This window comes from Pseudomonas sp. 910_23 (assembly GCF_052850795.1).
Window position 1 is genome coordinate 26873 of record NZ_VXCZ01000022.1, and the last position, 18220, is coordinate 45092.

The 18220-nt window shown below is 60.4% G+C and carries 17 protein-coding genes; 13 read left to right on the forward strand and 4 right to left on the reverse strand.

Going from position 1 to position 18220, the window contains the following annotated elements; genetic code table 11:
- Positions 1–77: 77 nt before the first annotated feature.
- Positions 78–929 (reverse strand): glycine betaine ABC transporter substrate-binding protein, encoded by an 852-nt coding sequence (locus tag FW800_RS23085; protein WP_032877092.1) that lies wholly within the window; start codon positions 927–929, stop codon positions 78–80.
- Between the two features lie 333 nt (positions 930–1262).
- On the opposite strand from FW800_RS23085, the gene FW800_RS23090 reads away from it, so the two are divergent.
- Positions 1263–2816: a glycoside hydrolase family 17 protein gene (locus tag FW800_RS23090; RefSeq protein ID WP_446438532.1), complete on the forward strand. Its 1554-nt coding sequence runs from the start codon at positions 1263–1265 to the stop codon at positions 2814–2816.
- A gap of 106 nt (positions 2817–2922) precedes the next feature.
- Here the strand turns inward: FW800_RS23090 and FW800_RS23095 are convergent, their stop codons facing one another.
- The gene (locus FW800_RS23095; protein ID WP_005786559.1) at positions 2923–3291 is read right to left on the reverse strand and encodes a hypothetical protein; all 369 of its coding nucleotides are present in this window, start codon (positions 3289–3291) and stop codon (positions 2923–2925) included.
- A gap of 234 nt (positions 3292–3525) precedes the next feature.
- Here FW800_RS23095 and FW800_RS23100 point away from each other — a divergent pair, with 234 nt between their 5' ends.
- Positions 3526–4824: a serine/threonine protein kinase gene (locus tag FW800_RS23100; RefSeq protein WP_032877094.1), complete on the forward strand. Its 1299-nt coding sequence runs from the start codon at positions 3526–3528 to the stop codon at positions 4822–4824.
- Entirely contained in the window at positions 4817–5605 is a 789-nt protein-coding gene (locus FW800_RS23105; protein WP_005786555.1) for an MlaA family lipoprotein, read from the forward strand. Before FW800_RS23100 ends, FW800_RS23105 begins: the two co-directional genes overlap by 8 nt.
- A gap of 55 nt (positions 5606–5660) precedes the next feature.
- On the opposite strand, the gene FW800_RS23110 is transcribed toward FW800_RS23105, so the two are convergent.
- Complete coding sequence (locus FW800_RS23110) at positions 5661–6575, reverse strand: DUF808 domain-containing protein (protein WP_078820720.1); 915 nt, start codon at positions 6573–6575, stop codon at positions 5661–5663.
- Positions 6576–6709: 134 nt separating this feature from the next.
- Here FW800_RS23110 and FW800_RS23115 point away from each other — a divergent pair, with 134 nt between their 5' ends.
- Both FW800_RS23115 and FW800_RS23120 read left to right on the forward strand, forming a co-directional pair.
- On the forward strand, positions 6710–7315 hold the full coding sequence (locus FW800_RS23115) for a TetR/AcrR family transcriptional regulator (RefSeq protein ID WP_032881048.1): 606 nt from the start codon (positions 6710–6712) through the stop codon (positions 7313–7315).
- 203 nt (positions 7316–7518) lie between these two features.
- The gene (locus FW800_RS23120) at positions 7519–7977 is read left to right on the forward strand and encodes an REP-associated tyrosine transposase (RefSeq protein ID WP_032877097.1); all 459 of its coding nucleotides are present in this window, start codon (positions 7519–7521) and stop codon (positions 7975–7977) included.
- A gap of 131 nt (positions 7978–8108) precedes the next feature.
- Here the strand turns inward: FW800_RS23120 and FW800_RS23125 are convergent, their stop codons facing one another.
- Complete coding sequence (locus FW800_RS23125) at positions 8109–8549, reverse strand: GlcG/HbpS family heme-binding protein (protein WP_005786547.1); 441 nt, start codon at positions 8547–8549, stop codon at positions 8109–8111.
- A gap of 255 nt (positions 8550–8804) precedes the next feature.
- Here FW800_RS23125 and gcl point away from each other — a divergent pair, with 255 nt between their 5' ends.
- From gcl to FW800_RS23165, 8 genes are all read left to right on the forward strand, one after another.
- The gene (gene gcl, locus FW800_RS23130) at positions 8805–10580 is read left to right on the forward strand and encodes a glyoxylate carboligase (RefSeq protein WP_446438533.1); all 1776 of its coding nucleotides are present in this window, start codon (positions 8805–8807) and stop codon (positions 10578–10580) included.
- 10 nt (positions 10581–10590) lie between these two features.
- On the forward strand, positions 10591–11373 hold the full coding sequence (gene hyi, locus FW800_RS23135; RefSeq protein WP_032877100.1) for a hydroxypyruvate isomerase: 783 nt from the start codon (positions 10591–10593) through the stop codon (positions 11371–11373).
- A gap of 128 nt (positions 11374–11501) precedes the next feature.
- Positions 11502–12392 carry a 2-hydroxy-3-oxopropionate reductase gene (locus tag FW800_RS23140; protein WP_446438534.1) on the forward strand — a complete coding sequence of 297 codons (891 nt, stop codon included), beginning with the start codon at positions 11502–11504 and terminating at the stop codon, positions 12390–12392.
- 179 nt (positions 12393–12571) lie between these two features.
- Positions 12572–13852, forward strand: coding sequence for a glycerate kinase type-2 family protein (locus tag FW800_RS23145; protein ID WP_005786538.1), 1281 nt, complete (start codon positions 12572–12574; stop codon positions 13850–13852).
- A complete protein-coding gene (pyk, locus tag FW800_RS23150) occupies positions 13842–15257 on the forward strand; it encodes a pyruvate kinase (RefSeq protein WP_446438535.1) in 1416 nt (471 codons plus the stop codon). Before FW800_RS23145 ends, pyk begins: the two co-directional genes overlap by 11 nt.
- A 119-nt stretch (positions 15258–15376) precedes the next feature.
- Positions 15377–16252, forward strand: a complete 876-nt coding sequence (locus FW800_RS23155; RefSeq protein ID WP_446438536.1) for an urea transporter — start codon at positions 15377–15379, stop codon at positions 16250–16252.
- Positions 16253–16283: 31 nt separating this feature from the next.
- Positions 16284–17108: an ion transporter gene (locus FW800_RS23160; RefSeq protein WP_005786531.1), complete on the forward strand. Its 825-nt coding sequence runs from the start codon at positions 16284–16286 to the stop codon at positions 17106–17108.
- Between the two features lie 94 nt (positions 17109–17202).
- Positions 17203–18204, forward strand: a complete 1002-nt coding sequence (locus tag FW800_RS23165) for a sulfate ABC transporter substrate-binding protein (RefSeq protein ID WP_446438537.1) — start codon at positions 17203–17205, stop codon at positions 18202–18204.
- Positions 18205–18220 lie beyond the last annotated feature (16 nt).

Genomic DNA, 18220 nt, shown 5'->3' on the forward strand with positions numbered 1-18220 from the left:
GTGCCAGTCAAAAAATCTGTGGCTGACCTACCGCTATCGGGAGCAAGCCCCCTCCCACAGGGGTGCATCAGTGGCTTTTATTTAGCGGTCCACTCAGCGACGCGCTCAGGGTGCTTGGCCACCCAATCCTTGGCCGCGGCGTCTGGTTTGGCGCCTTCCTGGATAGCGAGCATGACTTCACCGATTTCATCCTTGGAGGCCCACTGGAATTTTTTCAGGAAAGCTGCCACTTCCGGCGCTTTCTTTTCCAGGCCCTTGCTGCCGATGCTGTTGACGGTTTCAGCAGCACCATAAATCCCTTTTGGGTCGTCCAGGAAACGCAGTTTCCACTTGGCGAACATCCAATGGGGCACCCAACCGGTTACCGCAATGGATTCCTGCTTGTCTTCGGCACGTGTCAGTTCAGCGATCATCGCCGCGCCCGAGCTGGCTTGCAGTTTGTAGTCCAGGCCGTATTGCTTGATGGCGTCGTCGGTCTTGAGCATCACGCCTGAACCGGCGTCGATGCCGACGATCTTGTTTTTGAAGGTGGTGTCGGTCTTGAGGTCTTCGATGGATTTGGCCTTGACGTACTCCGGTACGATCAAGCCAATTTTTGCATCCTTGAAGTTGGGGCCGTAGTCGACCACCTTGTCCTTGTTCTTGGTCCAGTATTCACCATGGGTCACCGGCAGCCAGGCAGACAGCATGGCATCGAGCTTGCCGGTGGCGACGCCCTGCCACATGATCCCCGTGGCGACCGCTTGCAGTTTCACGTCATAACCGAGCTTTTGCTTGATCACTTCCGCCGCCACATGGGTTGTGGCAACGCTGTCGGACCAACCGTCCACGTAACCGATGCTCAGGGTTTTGCTGTCGGCACTGACCAGTGTGGAGCCCATCGCAACTACCAGCGTGGCAGCTGCGCCCAAGAGTCGTCGCATCTTCATATGTACTTCCCCGAAAGTGCTGCGCCCGACGGATGCCGAGCGACATCAACCTGTTGTTATGCGGTGCACCGCGCCCCCTTCACGCGCATCGATCCGGTTGCTGAGGCATCAGTGGAGTACTGACAGTTTTATCATCAACCTGCGTAGGTCTTTGCCCTGCTCTGTGGGCGACCTTGGTTGAGCAAGAAACGACATCACATCGCCAGCAGGACGTTTTGTAGGAGTTATCCTCAGAATCCCGCCCGAAGTTTGCATGTCAAAATTATGCAGCCGCACTGGCACGCGCCAAATCCGGGTAAGATGCGCGCCTTTGCTCCCCCAGATAAGCCGACCATGCCCGCGACTGCCCGCTTTCCTGCCCTGCCCTATTTTCTTGCCTTGATCCTTGGTGTGCTTGCCCTCGCCGGCTACTGGTATGGCCTCGGCCGGCCGGTAGTGCTGCCGGATGTGGCGAGCGCCAGTCATAAGTTGCAGTGTGCGTCCTACACGCCCTTCGACAAGGACCAGTCGCCGTTTGACCAGCCATTCAAGCTGCGTCCCGAACGCATGGATGCCGACCTGGCCTTGCTGGCCACACGCTTTGAATGCATCCGCACCTACTCCATGACCGGCCTGGAAGCCTTGCCGGACATGGCGCGCAAGCATGGTTTGAAGGTCATGGCCGGCGCCTGGGTCAGCAGTGATCCGGTGGCGACCCAGAAAGAAATCAACGAACTGATCGCGGCGGCCAACACCAATCCCGATATCGTCACTTCGGTGATCGTCGGCAACGAGGCGCTGCTGCGCAAGGAAGTCACGGCCAAGCAACTGGTGGCGCTTATCCATCAAGTCAAAAGCCAGATCAAGCAACCGGTCACCTATGCCGATGTGTGGGAGTTCTGGCTGCAACACCCGGAAATCGAGCCGGCGGTGGACTTCCTGACCATTCACCTGCTGCCGTACTGGGAAGATGAGCCGTCCGGCATCGACCAGGCGCTCAAGCATGTAGGCGACGTACGCCAGACCTTCGGCCACAAGTTCGCGCCCAAGGACATCGTGATCGGCGAGACCGGTTGGCCCAGCGAAGGCCGTCAGCGTGAGACTGCCGTGCCGAGCCGGGGGAATGAAGCCAGGTTCATGCGCGGCTTTGTCGCCATGGCCGAAGCCAATGGCTGGCGCTACAACCTGATCGAAGCGTTTGACCAACCTTGGAAGCGCGCCAGTGAAGGTGCCGTCGGCGGGTATTGGGGGCTGTTCGATGCAGACCGCCAGGACAAGGGCATCCTCGCAGGGCCGGTGACCAATGTGCCGTACTGGTCGTTGTGGCTGGGCGTAGGCGCCGTGATTCTGCTCGGTACCCTGGCGCTCGGTGGCCGCATTCGCAGCAAGCGCTCCGCGGTGCTCCTGCCACTGCTCGGTGCGGTTGCTGCCTGCTCCATCGGCACCTGGGCCGAACTGACCCGCGTCACTGCGCGTTTCAACGATGAATGGGTATGGGCAGGCTTGCTGGTGGCCTTGAACCTGTTGGTGCTGGCCCACGCCGCCCTGGCCCTCAGCGCCCGTGACGGCTGGCGCGAGCGTGCATTCAACTGGCTGGAGCAACGCGCTGGCTGGCTGGTGGCGATTGCCGGGTTTGCGGGGGCGGTGATGATGCTGGCGCTGGTGTTTGACCCGCGTTATCGCAGCTTTCCAAGCGCGGCGCTGGTGCTGCCAGCCCTGGTGTACCTGGTGCGCCCGGTGACCGGGCCGCGTCGGGAGATTGCGCTGCTGGCCTTCATTATCGGTGCCGGCATTGCGCCGCAGTTGTACCGCGAAGGGCTATTGAATCAGCAGGCCTGGGGTTGGGCAGTGGTCAGCGTGCTGATGGTTGCGGCTTTGTGGCGTTGCTTGCGAGTGCGCAAGGCTTAAGATCGCTATCGCAGGCAAGCCAGCTCCCACATTTGATCGTGCTCACAGATAGAAATGTGTGAACCCAATCAACTGTGGGAGCTGGCTTGCCTGCGATGAGGCTACATCAGGCGCCGCCAGGCTTCCTGACCAACCGTAATCCCGCAATCACCACCGCAAACACCGCAAACGTCGTGTTGTACAACGCCAGCGCCGGTAACCCGAACACCATCCCCAGCACCGCCAAGCCCCACCCCGCACGCCCCGGTACAAAAAAGCCCAGCACCGAGGTGATCAACGCCGCCCAGCCCAGCACCTTGAAGTGAATCATCAACCCCAGGTTCGCACGCACCTGGCACTCCCAGCGGCTGGCCTCCTCTGCGCAGAGGCCGACCCACTGCCCATCCTCCATAAAGCCATAACGTGCGGCATAACTGGCAGCCAGCCATAACGGCAGAGCAACAAGCAGCAAAATCAACGGCAAGCGGCGGGACATGGGGCACTCCGATAGGCAAAAACGGCGCTCAGCTTAATCCCACCGCGGCCGTTAGCAAGGTGTTCGCGCAGATATCTGTTCAACAATGCATGGCAAAGTGTATCGTCTGGCTACTATTACCCCGATTCCGACGTTTTTTCCGACTTTTCGTGCCGCTGCCTGGCACTTCGGTGGCAACGCGGTGGTCATAGCCTGCGAATTTCATTCAGCACGTTTCCTCTTAGGGATTAAGTCATGCTCCGTTCCTTGCGCTGTGCTGCCTTGCTGGGCAGCCTATTTTTGAGTGCGTCAGCACTGGCCGTCGATATCGACCAGGCCAGCTATGGCTACCCTTTGACCAACCCGTTCGAAGCGACCATCGCCACCACGCCTCCCGACCTTCGGCCAACCTTGCCGACCGATGATGAGATCAACCAATCCGATTACACCCTGAATATGCGCCCCGAGCGTGAGTTCAGCCTGCCCGATAACTTCTGGGCAGTGAAGAAGCTCACCTATCGCATCGCCAAGCAGGACCGCGCCGCGCCGCTGATCTTCCTGATCGCGGGCACCGGTGCGCGGTTCGACAGCAGCATCAACGAATACCTGAAGAAGCTGTATTACCAGGCCGGCTACCACGTGGTGCAGTTGTCATCGCCCACCAGCTTCGACTTCATCAGCGCTGCCTCGCGCTTCGCCACCCCGGGTATCACCCAGGAAGACGCCGAAGACATGTACCGCGTGATGCAAGCCGTGCGCGCGCAGAACGCCTCGCTGCCGGTCACCGACTTCTACCTCACCGGCTATAGCCTGGGGGCGCTGGATGCGGCGTTCGTCAGCAAGCTCGATGAGACGCGCCGCACCTTCAATTTCAAGAAAGTGCTGCTGCTCAACCCGCCGGTCAACCTCTACACCTCGATCACCAACCTCGACAAGCTGGTACAGACCGAGGTCAAGGGCATCAACAACACCACCACTTTCTATGAACTGGTGTTGAGCAAACTGACCCGCTACTTCCAGCAAAAAGGCTACATCGACCTCAACGATGCGCTGCTCTATGACTTCCAGCAGTCCAAGCAGCACCTGAGCAATGAACAGATGGCCATGTTGATCGGCACCTCGTTCCGCTTCTCGGCTGCCGACATTGCCTTCACCTCGGACCTGATCAATCGCCGTGGCCTGATCATTCCGCCTAAATACCCGATCACTGAAGGCACCAGCCTCACGCCGTTCCTCAAGCGTGCCCTGCAATGCGACTTCGACTGCTACCTCACCGAGCAAGTGATCCCGATGTGGCGCGCCCGTTCCGACGGCGGCAGCCTGCTGCAACTGATCGATCAGGTCAGCCTGTACGCCCTCAAGGACTACCTGCGCGACAGCCCGAAAATCGCCGTAATGCATAACGCCGATGACGTGATCCTCGGCCCTGGCGATCTGGGTTTCCTGCGTAAAACCTTCGGCGATCGCTTGACCGTCTACCCGCTGGGCGGCCACTGCGGCAACCTCAATTACCGCGTCAACGCCGACGCCATGCTGGAGTTCTTCCGTGGCTAAATATCTTCTGCTGCTCGCCGCACTGATGTGCGCAGGCGTGGCCAATGCCGACAACAGCAAGGCTCAAGAGCCCATCAAGGTCGATGCCGACGGCTTCAAGGAGCCGCTGACCAAGCTCAAGTTCAACCCGGGCCTGGACCAGCGTGAATTCGAGCGTTCCACGCTTACCGCGCTCAACGTCTACGACCCGCTGGAGTCGTGGAACCGCCGCGTTTACCACTTCAACTACCGCTTCGACCAATGGGTGTTCCTGCCGGTGGTCAATGGCTACCGCTACGTCACGCCGAGCTTCCTGCGCACCGGTGTGAGCAACTTCTTCAACAACCTGGGCGATGTGCCCAATCTGTTGAACAGCCTGTTGCAACTCAAGGGCCATCGCTCCCTGGAAACCACCGGGCGCCTGCTGGTCAACACCACCATCGGCGTCGCCGGCCTGTGGGACCCGGCAACGGCCATGGGCCTGCCACGCCAGAGTGAAGACTTCGGCCAGACCCTGGGCTTCTACGGCGTACCGGGCGGTGCCTATGTGATGTTGCCGATCTTTGGCCCGTCGAACCTGCGTGATACCACCGGCTTGCTGGTGGACTACACGGCAGAATCGCAGATCAACTTCCTCAACGTGTCCGAAGTCAGCTCCAACCACCCGGAAGTCTGGGCCCTGCGCGCAGTGGACAAGCGCTACCAGACCAGCTTTCGCTATGGTCAGATGAACTCGCCGTTCGAGTATGAAAAGGTGCGGTATATCTACACGGAATCGCGCAAGTTGCAGATTGCCGAGTAATTCGCCCCCATGAAAAAGGCCATTCGATTGAATGGCCTTTTTTGTACGTGCTACGTCATGCCCTGAGTGCTTTCCAGCCCTTGCCCACGATGCTGACCGCCGCCAGCACCACAGCCCCGGCAATAATCCCCGCCACCGCATTCAGCAACGTCGGCATCAACCATGCCAGCGCCCCCGTGCTTTGGCTTACCGTTTCGATCCAATGATGCACCACAGGCACGCCATGGGTGAGGATGCCGCCACCGACCATGAACATCGCCGCCGTGCCGATCACTGACAGGCTCTTCATCATGTAGGGGGCCGCACTCAGGATCGCGCCGCCAATACTGCGCGCCACCTGACCCGGCTTCTGCGTCAGCCACAGCCCCAGGTCGTCGAGCTTGACGATACCGGCCACCAATCCATATACGCCGATGGTCATGACAATGGCGATACCCGACAGCACGATCACTTGCTGCGTCAGTTGCGCATCGGCGACGATGCCGAGGGTGATGGCAATGATCTCGGCCGACAGAATGAAGTCGGTACGGATCGCGCCCTTTATCTTGTCTTTCTCGAACGCCACCAGATCGGTTGCCGGGTCGGCCACCGCTTCAGCCAACTGCGCGTGTTCGGCTTGATCTTCAGCCTTGCTGTGCAGGAATTTGTGGGCGAGTTTTTCGAAGCCCTCGAAACACAGGTAGGCGCCGCCGAGCATCAACAGTGGTATCACCGCCCACGGAGCGAAGGCGCTGATCAACAGGGCCGTCGGCACCAGGATCAACTTGTTGATAAACGAGCCCTTGGCCACCGCCCACACCACCGGGATTTCCCGCTCGGCGCGCACGCCGGAGACCTGCTGGGCGTTCAGTGCAAGGTCATCGCCCAGCACGCCCGATGTCTTCTTGGCGGCCATTTTTGTCATCAGCGCGACGTCATCGAGTACCGCCGCGATATCGTCGATCAACACCAATAAGCTGCTTCCTGCCATGAACCGGACTTCCGTTAGAGAGAGATGACGCGAGCATAGCCCGGCGCACGGCCTTGCGGCCAGATTGTTGAGGCCTGCTGATGGCCGGTGCTACCATGCGCAACCGCCTGTCATGGCAAGGAAACGTCTGGTTTATGAGCAGCATTCGCGAGCGCAACAAAGAAAAAATCCTGCGGGCGGCGAGCGAGGAGTTTGCCGACAAGGGCTTCGCCGCGACCAAAACCAGCGACATCGCCGCCAAGGCCGGGCTGCCCAAGCCCAACGTCTATTACTACTTCAAGTCCAAGGACAACCTCTACCGCGAGGTGCTCGAAAGCATTATCGAGCCGATCCTGGCCGCTTCCACGCCGTTCAACCCCGAAGGGGAGCCCAAGGAAGTATTGAGCAACTACATCCGCTCCAAAATTCGCATCTCCCGCGACCTGCCGTTCGCCTCCAAGGTGTTCGCCAGCGAAATCATGCACGGCGCCCCACACCTGAGCGCCGAGCAGGTTGAACAGCTCAATGCCCAGGCCAAGCACAATATCGATTGCATCCAGAACTGGGTGGATCGTGGGTTGATTGCGGCTATCGACCCTAATCACCTGATGTTCAGCATCTGGGCGGCGACCCAGACCTATGCGGACTTTGACTGGCAGATCTCAGCCGTTACCGGCAAGGCCAAGTTGGATGAAGCCGATTATGAGGCGGCGGCGCAGACGATTATCCGGCTGGTGCTCAAGGGGTGTGAGCCGGATTGATAGACCGCGGCGAGGCTATCGCAGGCAAGCCAGCTCCCACACGGATTTGCGCCGAACACAAAATGTAAAGTGGTCACAATCCCCTGTGGGAGCGGGCTTGCCCGCGATAGCGCCCATCCAGACACATCCTGCTAAAAGCCTGCCGATCAGCCTTCGCCCCTCAGTCTAGCCTCTCAGAACACCATCTGAAGAGAGGCCAAGGAATGCCCGATCTCCCTGCTTCAAATCGCCTGCGCATCGGACGCTATAACGAATCCAACCGCATTTACCTGCTCACCACCAACACCCTTGAACGCGAGCCCATCTTCAGCGACTTCAAACTCGGCCGCCTGGTCGTACAACAATTCAGGATCGCTCAATATAAAGGGCTCGCAACATCATTGGCCTGGGTAGTGATGCCTGATCATTTCCATTGGCTTGTTTCTCTGGAGAAAGGTTCGCTTGCCGACTTGATGCGCCAAGTTAAATCCAAGAGCACCCGAGTGGTGAATGCGGTGGCGGGCCGCCAAGGTCGCCTCTGGCAGCCGGGCTTTCATGATCATGCCGTGCGTCGAGAGGAAAGCCTTGAGGGGATTGCACGTTACATCGTAGCCAATCCACTCAGGGCCGGGCTGGTAAAGAAATTTGGCGACTATCCGCTATGGGATGCCATTTGGGTTTGACTGTAGACCGAGTCGACTGCATCGCAGGCAAGCCAACTCCCACACTGAGTGGGCTCACACAGTTAGATCTGTGAACACCGTCAATGTGGGAGCTGGCTTGCCTGCGATAGCTTACTCACAGTCAGAACGACTCAAGCCGACACCCCCGCATCCGCCATCAACCCCACCCCCTCAATCGCAGTGATCGCACACTGCTCGTCAATATCCGACGTATCCCCGGTGATTCCAATCGCCCCCAACACCACCCCCGACTGATCCCGTATCAACACCCCGCCCGGCGCCGGCACCACACTGCCCTGCCCCAGGCTGTTCAACGCTGCGATAAACGCCGGCCGCTGCTGCGCATCCAGTGCTAGTAAACGTGAGCCCTTGCCCAAGGCAATCGCCCCCCAGGCCTTGCCGATGGCGATTTGCGGGCGCAGCAGGCTGGCGCCGTCTTCGCGCTGCAAGGTAATCAAGTGCCCCCCGCTATCGAGTACCGCGATGGTCAGCGGCGCTGCAGAAATCGTGCGGCCTGCGGCGATGGCTTGGCCGGCCAATTGGGTGGCGAGTTTCAAGGTTAAAGCGCTCATGGTGCCGTCCTTCTTTTGTTATTGGAAAGCGGTGGAGTTCTGTTTGATCAGATGCTCGATCGAATAAATAGAACACAATGAAATTTGTTTTTGTATACAATATTTTCAAACAAAGGCTCCATACGTCGAAAAAAGCCGTTCCGACGAACGCAAAGGCCGTTTCATAAAATGCATTGACCTGCGCAGTCCGCCGTGAATACACTTTGGACAGACACCACTTGTATACAATTACAAAACGCAAGAGGCACCAAAATCATGAGCAAAATGAGAGCAATCGAAGCCGCTGTCCTGGTGATGCGCCGTGAAGGTGTGGATACCGCCTTCGGTATCCCGGGCGCCGCGATCAACCCGCTGTATTCAGCCTTGCAGAAGGTGGGTGGCATCGATCACGTCCTTGCTCGCCACGTTGAAGGCGCCTCGCACATGGCCGAGGGCTATACCCGCACCAAGGCCGGCAATATCGGCGTGTGCATCGGCACTTCGGGCCCGGCGGGCACTGACATGGTCACCGGCCTGTACAGCGCCTCGGCCGACTCGATTCCGATCCTGTGCATCACCGGGCAAGCGCCACGTGCACGGATGCACAAGGAAGACTTCCAGGCCGTCGATATCACCAGCATCGTCAAGCCCGTGACCAAGTGGGCCACCACCGTGCTCGAACCCGGCCAGGTGCCCTACGCGTTCCAGAAGGCTTTCTATGAAATGCGTTCCGGGCGCCCAGGCCCGGTACTGATCGACTTGCCGTTCGACGTACAAATGGCCGAGATCGAATTCGACATCGACGCCTACCAGCCACTGCCCCTGGCCAAGCCCTTGGCCACCCGTATCCAGGTCGAGAAAGCCCTGGCGATGCTGGACCAGGCTGAACGCCCATTGCTGGTGAGCGGTGGTGGCGTGATCAACGCCGACGCCAGCGAGTTGCTGGTGGAGTTCGCTGAGTTGACCGGCATCCCGGTGATTCCGACCCTGATGGGCTGGGGCACCATTCCCGATGACCACCCGCTGATGGTAGGCATGGTCGGCCTGCAGACGTCCCACCGTTATGGCAACGCGACGATGCTCAAGTCGGACGTGGTGCTGGGTATCGGCAACCGCTGGGCCAACCGTCACACCGGCTCGGTGGAGGTGTACACCGAAGGGCGCAGATTCATTCACATTGACATCGAGCCGACGCAGATTGGCCGCGTGTTCACCCCGGACCTGGGTATCGTCTCCGACGCCGGTTCCGCGCTGACGATGTTCATTGAAGTCGCCCGCGAATGGAAAGCCGCCGGCAAGCTCAAGGATCGCAGCGCCTGGTTGCATGACTGCCAGCAACGCAAAGCCACGCTGCACCGCAAGACGCACTTCGACAACGTGCCGGTCAAGCCGCAGCGCGTGTACGAAGAGATGAACCAGGTGTTCGGCAAAGACACCTGCTACGTCAGCACCATCGGCCTGTCGCAGATTGCCGGTGCGCAGTTTTTGCATGTGTACAAGCCACGCCACTGGATCAACTGCGGCCAGGCGGGCCCGCTGGGCTGGACCATTCCGGCGGCACTCGGCGTGGTCAAGGCCGACCCGAGCCGCAAGGTGGTGGCGCTGTCAGGCGACTACGACTTCCAGTTCATGATCGAAGAACTGGCGGTGGGCGCGCAGTTCAAGCTGCCGTACATCCACGTGGTGGTGAACAACTCTTACCTGGGGCTGATCCGCCAGGCCCAGCGCGGCTTTGAAATGGACTACTGCGTGCAGCTGTCTTTCGACAACCTCAACGCCCCGGAACTCAACGGTTATGGCGTCGACCATGTGGCCGTCGCCGAGGGACTGGGCTGCAAGGCGCTGCGTGTGTTCGAGCCGGGCCAGATCCAACCGGCCCTGCGCAAGGCTCAGGAAATGATCGAAGAATTCAAAGTGCCGGTGATCGTTGAGATTATTCTGGAGCGAGTGACCAATATTTCCATGGGCACCGAGATCAACGCCGTCAACGAATTCGAAGACCTGGCCCTGGTCGGCAACGATGCGCCGACTGCCATTTCCCTGCTCGATTAAGGAGAACCCTATGCCGCGCTTTGCCGCCAACCTGTCCATGCTGTTTACCGAACAGGACTTCCTTGCTCGCTTCAAGGCAGCCGCCGATGCCGGCTTCGAAGGTGTGGAATACCTGTTCCCGTACGAATTCAGCTCTGCCGATATCAAGGCACAGCTCGATGCCAACGGCCTGACCCAGGTGCTGTTCAACCTGCCGGCCGGTGATTGGGCCAAGGGCGAGCGCGGCCTGGCCTGCCACCCGGACCGGGTCGAGGAGTTCCGCGCCGGGGTCAAGCTGGCCATCGCCTATGCCCAGGTATTGGGCAACACCCAGGTCAACTGCCTGGCGGGTATCCGGCCACAAGGCGTCGATGACGAGACCGTGGAAAAAACCTTCGTCGCCAACCTCAAGTACGCCGCCGAGAAGCTGCAGGCGGCGGGTATCAAGCTGGTGATGGAGATGATCAACACCCGCGACATTCCGGGCTTCTACCTCAACAACACGGCGCAGGCTCTGTCGATTCGCGAGCAAGTGGGCAGCGCCAACCTGTTCCTGCAATACGACATCTACCACATGCAAATCATGGAAGGCGACCTGGCGCGGACCATGCAAACGCACCTGGGTGAGATCAACCATATCCAGCTGGCAGACAACCCGGGGCGCAACGAGCCAGGTACCGGTGAGATCAACTACCGCTTCCTGTTCGAGCATCTGGACCGCATTGGTTACGCAGGTTGGGTCGGCTGTGAGTACAAGCCGTTGACCACGACCGAGGCGGGTTTGGGTTGGCTCAAGACCCATAACGCCATCTGACAACTGACACAACATAAAACAATGTGGGAGCTGGCTTGCCTGCGATGCAAACACCTCGGTGTATCAGTCAGGTCCGGTTGATGCCATCGCAGGCAAGCCAGCTCCCACATTAAAAGAGGATTTTGATCATGGCTAAAATCGGATTTATCGGCACCGGCATCATGGGCCAACCCATGGCCGCCAACTTGCAGAAAGCCGGTCACCAACTGTTTCTCTCCGAGCACCACGGCAAAGCGCCCGCCGAGCTGCTTGCTGCCGGCGCCATCGCCTTGGCCAACCCGCAGCAGGTCGCCCAGGAATCGGAATTCATCATCGTCATGGTGCCCGACACCCCACAGGTCGAAGACGTGCTGTTGCGCGCCGATGGCGTGGCCGCCGGTCTGTCACCCAATAAAGTAGTGATCGACATGAGCTCGATCTCCCCCACCGCCACCAAGGCGTTCGCGACGAAGATCAACGAAACCGGCGCGCAGTACCTGGATGCACCGGTGTCTGGCGGTGAAGTCGGCGCCAAGGCCGGTACCTTGAGTATCATGGTCGGTGGTGAACCGCAGACGTTCGAACGCGCATTGCCGCTGTTCCAGGCCATGGGCAAGAACATCACCCTGGTGGGCGGTAACGGCGATGGCCAGACCGCCAAGGTCGCCAACCAGATCATCGTCGCGCTGAACATCCAGGCGGTGGCCGAAGCCTTGCTGTTTGCCTCGAAAAACGGTGCCGACCCGGCCAAGGTGCGGGAAGCGTTGATGGGTGGCTTTGCGTCGTCGAAGATTCTGGAAGTACATGGCGAACGCATGATCAAGGGCACCTTCGATCCGGGCTTCCGCATCAACCTGCATCAGAAAGACCTGAACCTGGCATTGGCCGGCGCCAAGGAACTTGGGATCAACCTGCCGAACACCGCCGGCACCCAGCAAGTGTTCAGCACCTGCACGGCGATTGGCGGCGGTAACTGGGACCACTCGGCACTGATCAAGGGCCTGGAGCACATGGCCAATTTCTCCATCCGCGACAAGTAACCCACCTTGGAATGCAATCCAGTGTGGGAGGGGGCTTGCTCCCGATAGCAATCGGTCATTCAACCACTATGTCGACTGATACACCGCTATCGGGAGCAAGCTCCCTCCCACATTTTGACCGCATTTCAAATCTGAAATGGCTGCACTCCTAACAACAAGAATCCCCCGGGAGCCCGCTTATGTCGGTCGATCCGCAACACCTGCTTCGCGAGCTGTTTGCCACAGCCATCGACGCCGCCCACCCCCGGCAAGTCCTTGAACCCTACCTGCCTGTTGACCGCAGTGGCCGAGTGATCGTGATCGGCGCCGGCAAGGCCGCGGCCGCCATGGCGCTGGTCGTCGAAGACTGCTGGCAGGGAGAGGTATCGGGCCTGGTGGTCACCCGCTACGGGCACGGTGCGCCGTGCAAAAAAATCGAGGTGGTCGAAGCGGCCCACCCGGTGCCGGATGCTGCCGGCCTGGCTGTGGCCCAGCGCGTACTGGCGCTGATCAGCAACCTGGGCGAAGAAGACCGTGTGATTTTCCTGCTGTCCGGCGGCGGTTCGGCGCTGCTGGCCTTGCCCGCCGAAGGCATCAGCCTGGCCGACAAGCAAAGCATCAATAAAGCCCTGCTCAAATCCGGTGCCACCATTGGCGAGATGAATTGCGTGCGCAAGCACCTCTCGGCGATCAAGGGCGGGCGACTGGCCAAGGCCGCTTGGCCGGCTACCGTGTACACCTACGCAATTTCCGATGTGCCGGGCGACCAGGCCACGGTGATCGCCTCGGGCCCAACCGTCGGTGACCCGAGCACTTCGCAACAAGCCCTGGCAATCCTCAAGCGCTATGGCATCGACGCTCCCGCCTCGGTGCGCAGTTGGTTGCAAAACCCCGCCTCGGAAACCGTCAAGCCTGGCGACCCGGTGCTCGCCCGCAGCCACTTCCAATTGATCGCCCGCCCCCAGCAATCCCTGGAAGCCGTGGCCGTGAAGGTCCGCCGGGCAGGGTTCAGCCCACTGATCCTCGGTGACCTGGAAGGTGAAGCGCGGGAGGTGGCCAAGGTGCATGCCGGCATCGCCCGGCAGATTGTGCAGCACGGCCAGCCCCTGGCAGCGCCGTGCGTGATCCTTTCGGGCGGCGAAACTACCGTCACCGTGCGCGGCAACGGCCGTGGCGGACGCAATGCCGAATTCCTGCTCAGCCTCACCGATAGCCTTAAGGGCATGCCCGGCGTTTACGCCCTGGCCGGCGACACCGACGGTATCGACGGCTCGGAAGACAATGCCGGCGCGATCATGACCCCCTGCAGCTACCGCCGTGCCGAAGCCCTCGGCCTGAGCGCCAGCGACGAGTTGGATAACAATAATGGCTACGGCTATTTCGCCGCCCTGGGCGACTTGATCGTCACCGAGCCGACCCGCACCAACGTCAACGATTTCCGCGCCATCCTGATCCTTGAGACTGCCAACCATGACGCCTGACAAGAAGGTCAAAATCCTCGCCACCCTGGGCCCGACCACCGACGGTATCGATGACATTCGCGAGCTGGTGCAAGCCGGGGTGAATATCTTCCGCCTCAACTTCAGCCACGGTGAGCACGCCGACCATGCGCAGCGTTACCAGTGGATTCGCCAAGTGGAGCGCCAGCTGAATTACCCGCTGGGCATCCTCATGGACCTGCAAGGGCCGAAGCTGCGGGTCGGACGTTTTGCCGAAGGCAAGGTACAGTTGATTCGCGGCCAGGCTCTGCGCCTGGACCTCGACCCGACACCCGGCGACCAACGCCGCATCAACCTGCCCCACCCAGAGATCATCGCAGCCCTTGAACCGGGCATGGACCTACTGCTCGACGACGGCAAGCTGCGCCTGCGGGTGATCACCAAACACGCCGATGCCATCGACACCACCGTGCTCAACGGCGGCGAGCTGTCCGACCGTAAAGGCGTAAACGTCCCACAAGCGCTATTGGAACTCAGCCCGCTCACCGCCAAGGACCGCCGCGACCTGAGCTTTGGCCTGGAGCTGGGCGTGGACTGGGTGGCGCTGTCCTTTGTGCAGCGCCCGGAAGATATCCGCGAGGCCCGCGAGCTGATTGGCGACAAGGCCTTCCTGATGGCCAAGATCGAGAAGCCCTCAGCCGTGCAGCGCCTGCGGGAAATCGCCGAGTTGAGCGATGCGATCATGGTGGCCAGAGGCGACCTGGGCGTGGAAGTGCCGGCCGAAAGCGTGCCGCAGATCCAGAAAGACATCATCAGCACCTGCCGCCAACTGGGCAAGCCGGTAGTGGTCGCCACGCAGATGCTCGAATCCATGCGCTTCTCCCCGGCGCCGACGCGTGCCGAAGTCACCGATGTCGCCAACGCCGTGGCCGAAGGCGCGGACGCGGTGATGCTGTCGGCCGAAACCGCGTCGGGCGAGTACCCGCTGGAAGCGGTACAGATGATGAGCAAGATCATCCGTCAGGTGGAAAATGGCCCGGATTACCAGGCGCAACTGGACGTCAGCCGGCCCAAGGCGGATGCCACAGTGTCGGACGCCATCAGCTGCGCAATCCGGCGCATCAGCAGCATCCTGCCGGTGGCGGTACTGGTGAACTACAGCGAGTCTGGCAGCTCCAGCTTGCGCGCCGCAAGGGAGCGCCCGGTGGCGCCGATCCTCAACCTCACGCCGAACCTGTCCACGGCGCGACGCTTGAGCGTGGCGTGGGGCGTGCATTCGGTGGTCAATGATCGTTTGCGTCAGGTCGACGAGGTGTGTTCCACCGCGCTGGAAATTGCCCAGGCCCAGGGTATGGCGCAGCGTGGGGATACCTTGGTGATTACCGCAGGGGTGCCGTTCGGGCAGCCGGGGTCGACCAACTCGCTGCGTATCGAGACATTGCTCTAGCGCCTGTAGGGGCCTCATCGCAGGCAAGCCAGCTCCCACATTTGGATGTGTGAACACCGTCAAATGTGGGAGCTGGCTTGCCTGCGATGGGGACAACTCGGTCTCATTGAATACCTATCATGCACAACCACACCTGCCCCGACTGGGCCGAAGCCCTGCTCAATGGTTTCAGCCAGATTTTCCTGCAGCGCCAGCCGCTGTGCGGCCTGCTGTGCCTGCTGGCGATCCTGATCGGCGCCCCGACCTTGCTGGGCGGTGCGTTGCTGGGCGGTGTCGCGGGGTTGCTCACCGCCCAGCGCCGTGGGTATCCCAAAGCTGAGCGTCAGGCCGGGCTCTATAGCTACAACGGCGTACTGCTGGGCTTGTTGATCAGCCAGCACTTTGCCTGGTCGGCGCTGGTGCCGCCGTTGATCCTGGCGGGCGGCGGCTTGAGTGCGATCCTCACCCGGCAATGGTTGAAACACGCCAGCCAACCCCACGATTTGCCCGCCTACACCGCTCCCTTTGTTGGCCTCGGCTGGCTGCTGCTCGGCCATGTACCTCAAACTACGCTTGCGCCGGCCCAGGCCGACATGTTCGCGGTACTCACGGCGCCCTTTTCCGGTCTTGGGCAAATCATGCTGCTGGAGCAGCCCCTGGCGGGTCTTTTAATCGCCCTGGGTTTGCTGCTGGCTGACCGCCGTGCCGCCGCATGGGCCATGATCGGCGCCAGCCTCGGTGTGCTGGCCGGCCTGTGGTTGAATGAGCCTTCCGGTGCCCTGCTCGGTCTGCACAGCTATAACCCGGCATTGGCGGCCCTGGCCCTGAGCCCGTTACGTCGCCAGCCCTGGTTACCGCTGCTGGGCATCGGCCTGGCCATCCTGCTCACGCCGGGCTTCACCGCCCTGCACCTGCCCGCACTGACTGCACCGTTTATCCTCGCCTGCTGGCTGGTGCGCGCCGGCCACCGGTTGCTTCACAAACCCCGCATGGACAGCCCGTTCGAATCCCCCTAGGCTTGCTCGATATTCGCTTCAGGCAGGATTTATGGACAGCAACAACGACTGGCGCCAGCGGCTCTACATCATGGTGTTTCAAAGCGATACCGTCGCCGGGCGGCGCTTTGACGGCATCCTGCTGCTGATCATCCTCGCCAGCCTGGTGATCGTGATGCTCGACAGCATCGACCAGATCCACCAGAACTACGCGGACGTGCTGGCCTATATCGAATGGGGCTTCACGCTGATCTTCGCCATCGAGTACGGCCTGCGCCTGTATTGTTCGCCCAAGCCGCTGCGCTATGCCTTCAGCTTTTATGGCCTGGTGGACCTGCTGGCCATCGTCCCCGGCATCCTCGCCCTGTACTACAGCGATGCGCAGTACCTGCTGATCATCCGCATCATCCGGATGCTGCGAATCTTCCGCGTACTCAAGCTCAGCCCGTACCTCAAGCAAGCCAATTATTTGATGGCGGCGCTGCGCGGCAGCAAGCAGAAGATCGTGGTGTTCCTGGTCAGCGTGTGCACGCTGGTGACGGTGTTCGGTACCTTGATGTACGTGATCGAAGGCCCGGAACACGGGTTTACCAGCATTCCCAAGGGCATCTACTGGGCCATCGTGACCCTGACCACCGTGGGCTTCGGCGATATCGTGCCCAAGACACCGCTGGGCCAGGTGATTTCATCGCTGGTCATGATCACCGGTTATTCGATCATTGCCGTACCCACGGGCATTTTTACCGCCGAGCTGGCCAGTGCCATGCGTGGTGAACAGCTGCGTACCGAGTGCCCGGCGTGCAAGAAAGACAGCCACGAACCCAACGCCGCGTTTTGCTCGCGCTGTGGCAGCAATCTTTTCCATAAACTGGAATAAGCAAAGTTCGTTTTAATCTTTAAAGGTCTATGCAGGCCCGGCTATAGTCGCTGGCAAATTGCCTCCCCTCTTCTCGAACAACAAGGAATGAGCAGTGAAAAAAATCCTCAGCGCCTCTCTTCTGGCCGCCGGCCTGGCCCTGGCGGGCTCTGCCCAGGCAGCGACCACCCTGCTCAACGTCTCCTACGACGTGATGCGCGACTTCTACAAGGACTACAACGCCGCATTTCAGAAGCATTGGGAAGCCGAGCACCCGAACGACAAGTTGACCCTGCAGATGTCCTTTGGCGGCTCCAGCAAACAGGCGCGTTCGGTAATCGACGGCCTGCCGGCTGATGTGATCACCATGAACATGGCCACCGACATCAATGCCCTGGCCGACAATGGCAAGCTGGTGCCGGACAACTGGGTCACGCGCCTGCCGAACAACAGTGCACCCTTTACCTCTGCGACCGTATTCATCGTGCGCAAAGGCAACCCCAAAGCCCTGAAAGATTGGCCGGACCTGCTCAAGGACGGCGTGCAGGTGATCGTGCCCAACCCGAAAACCTCGGGTAACGGCCGCTACACCTACCTGTCGGCCTGGGGTTATGTGCTCAAGAACGGCGGCGACGAAGAGAAGGCCAAGGCCTTCGTCGGCAAACTGTTCAAACAAGCGCCCGTGCTGGACACCGGTGGGCGTGCCGCGACCACCACGTTCATGACCAACCAGATCGGCGACGTGCTGGTGACCTTTGAGAACGAAGCAGAAATGATCGCCCGTGAGTTTGGCCGCGATCAGTTCGAAGTGATCTATCCAAGCGTTTCCGCCGAAGCCGAGCCGCCCGTTTCGGTGATCGACAAAGTGGTCGAAAAGAAAGGCACCCGTACTGCCGCTGAAGACTACCTGAAGTACCTGTGGTCGCCAGAGGGTCAGGAAATTGCGGCCAACAACTACCTGCGCCCACGGGATCCGAAGGTGTTGGCCAAATACACCGACCGCTTCCCGAAGGTGGACTTCCTGTCGGTGGAGAAAACCTTTGGTGACTGGCGCACGGTGCAGAAGACCCACTTCAACGATGGTGGGGTGTTTGACCAGATCTACTCCGGCCAGTGAATGATCTTGACTGAAT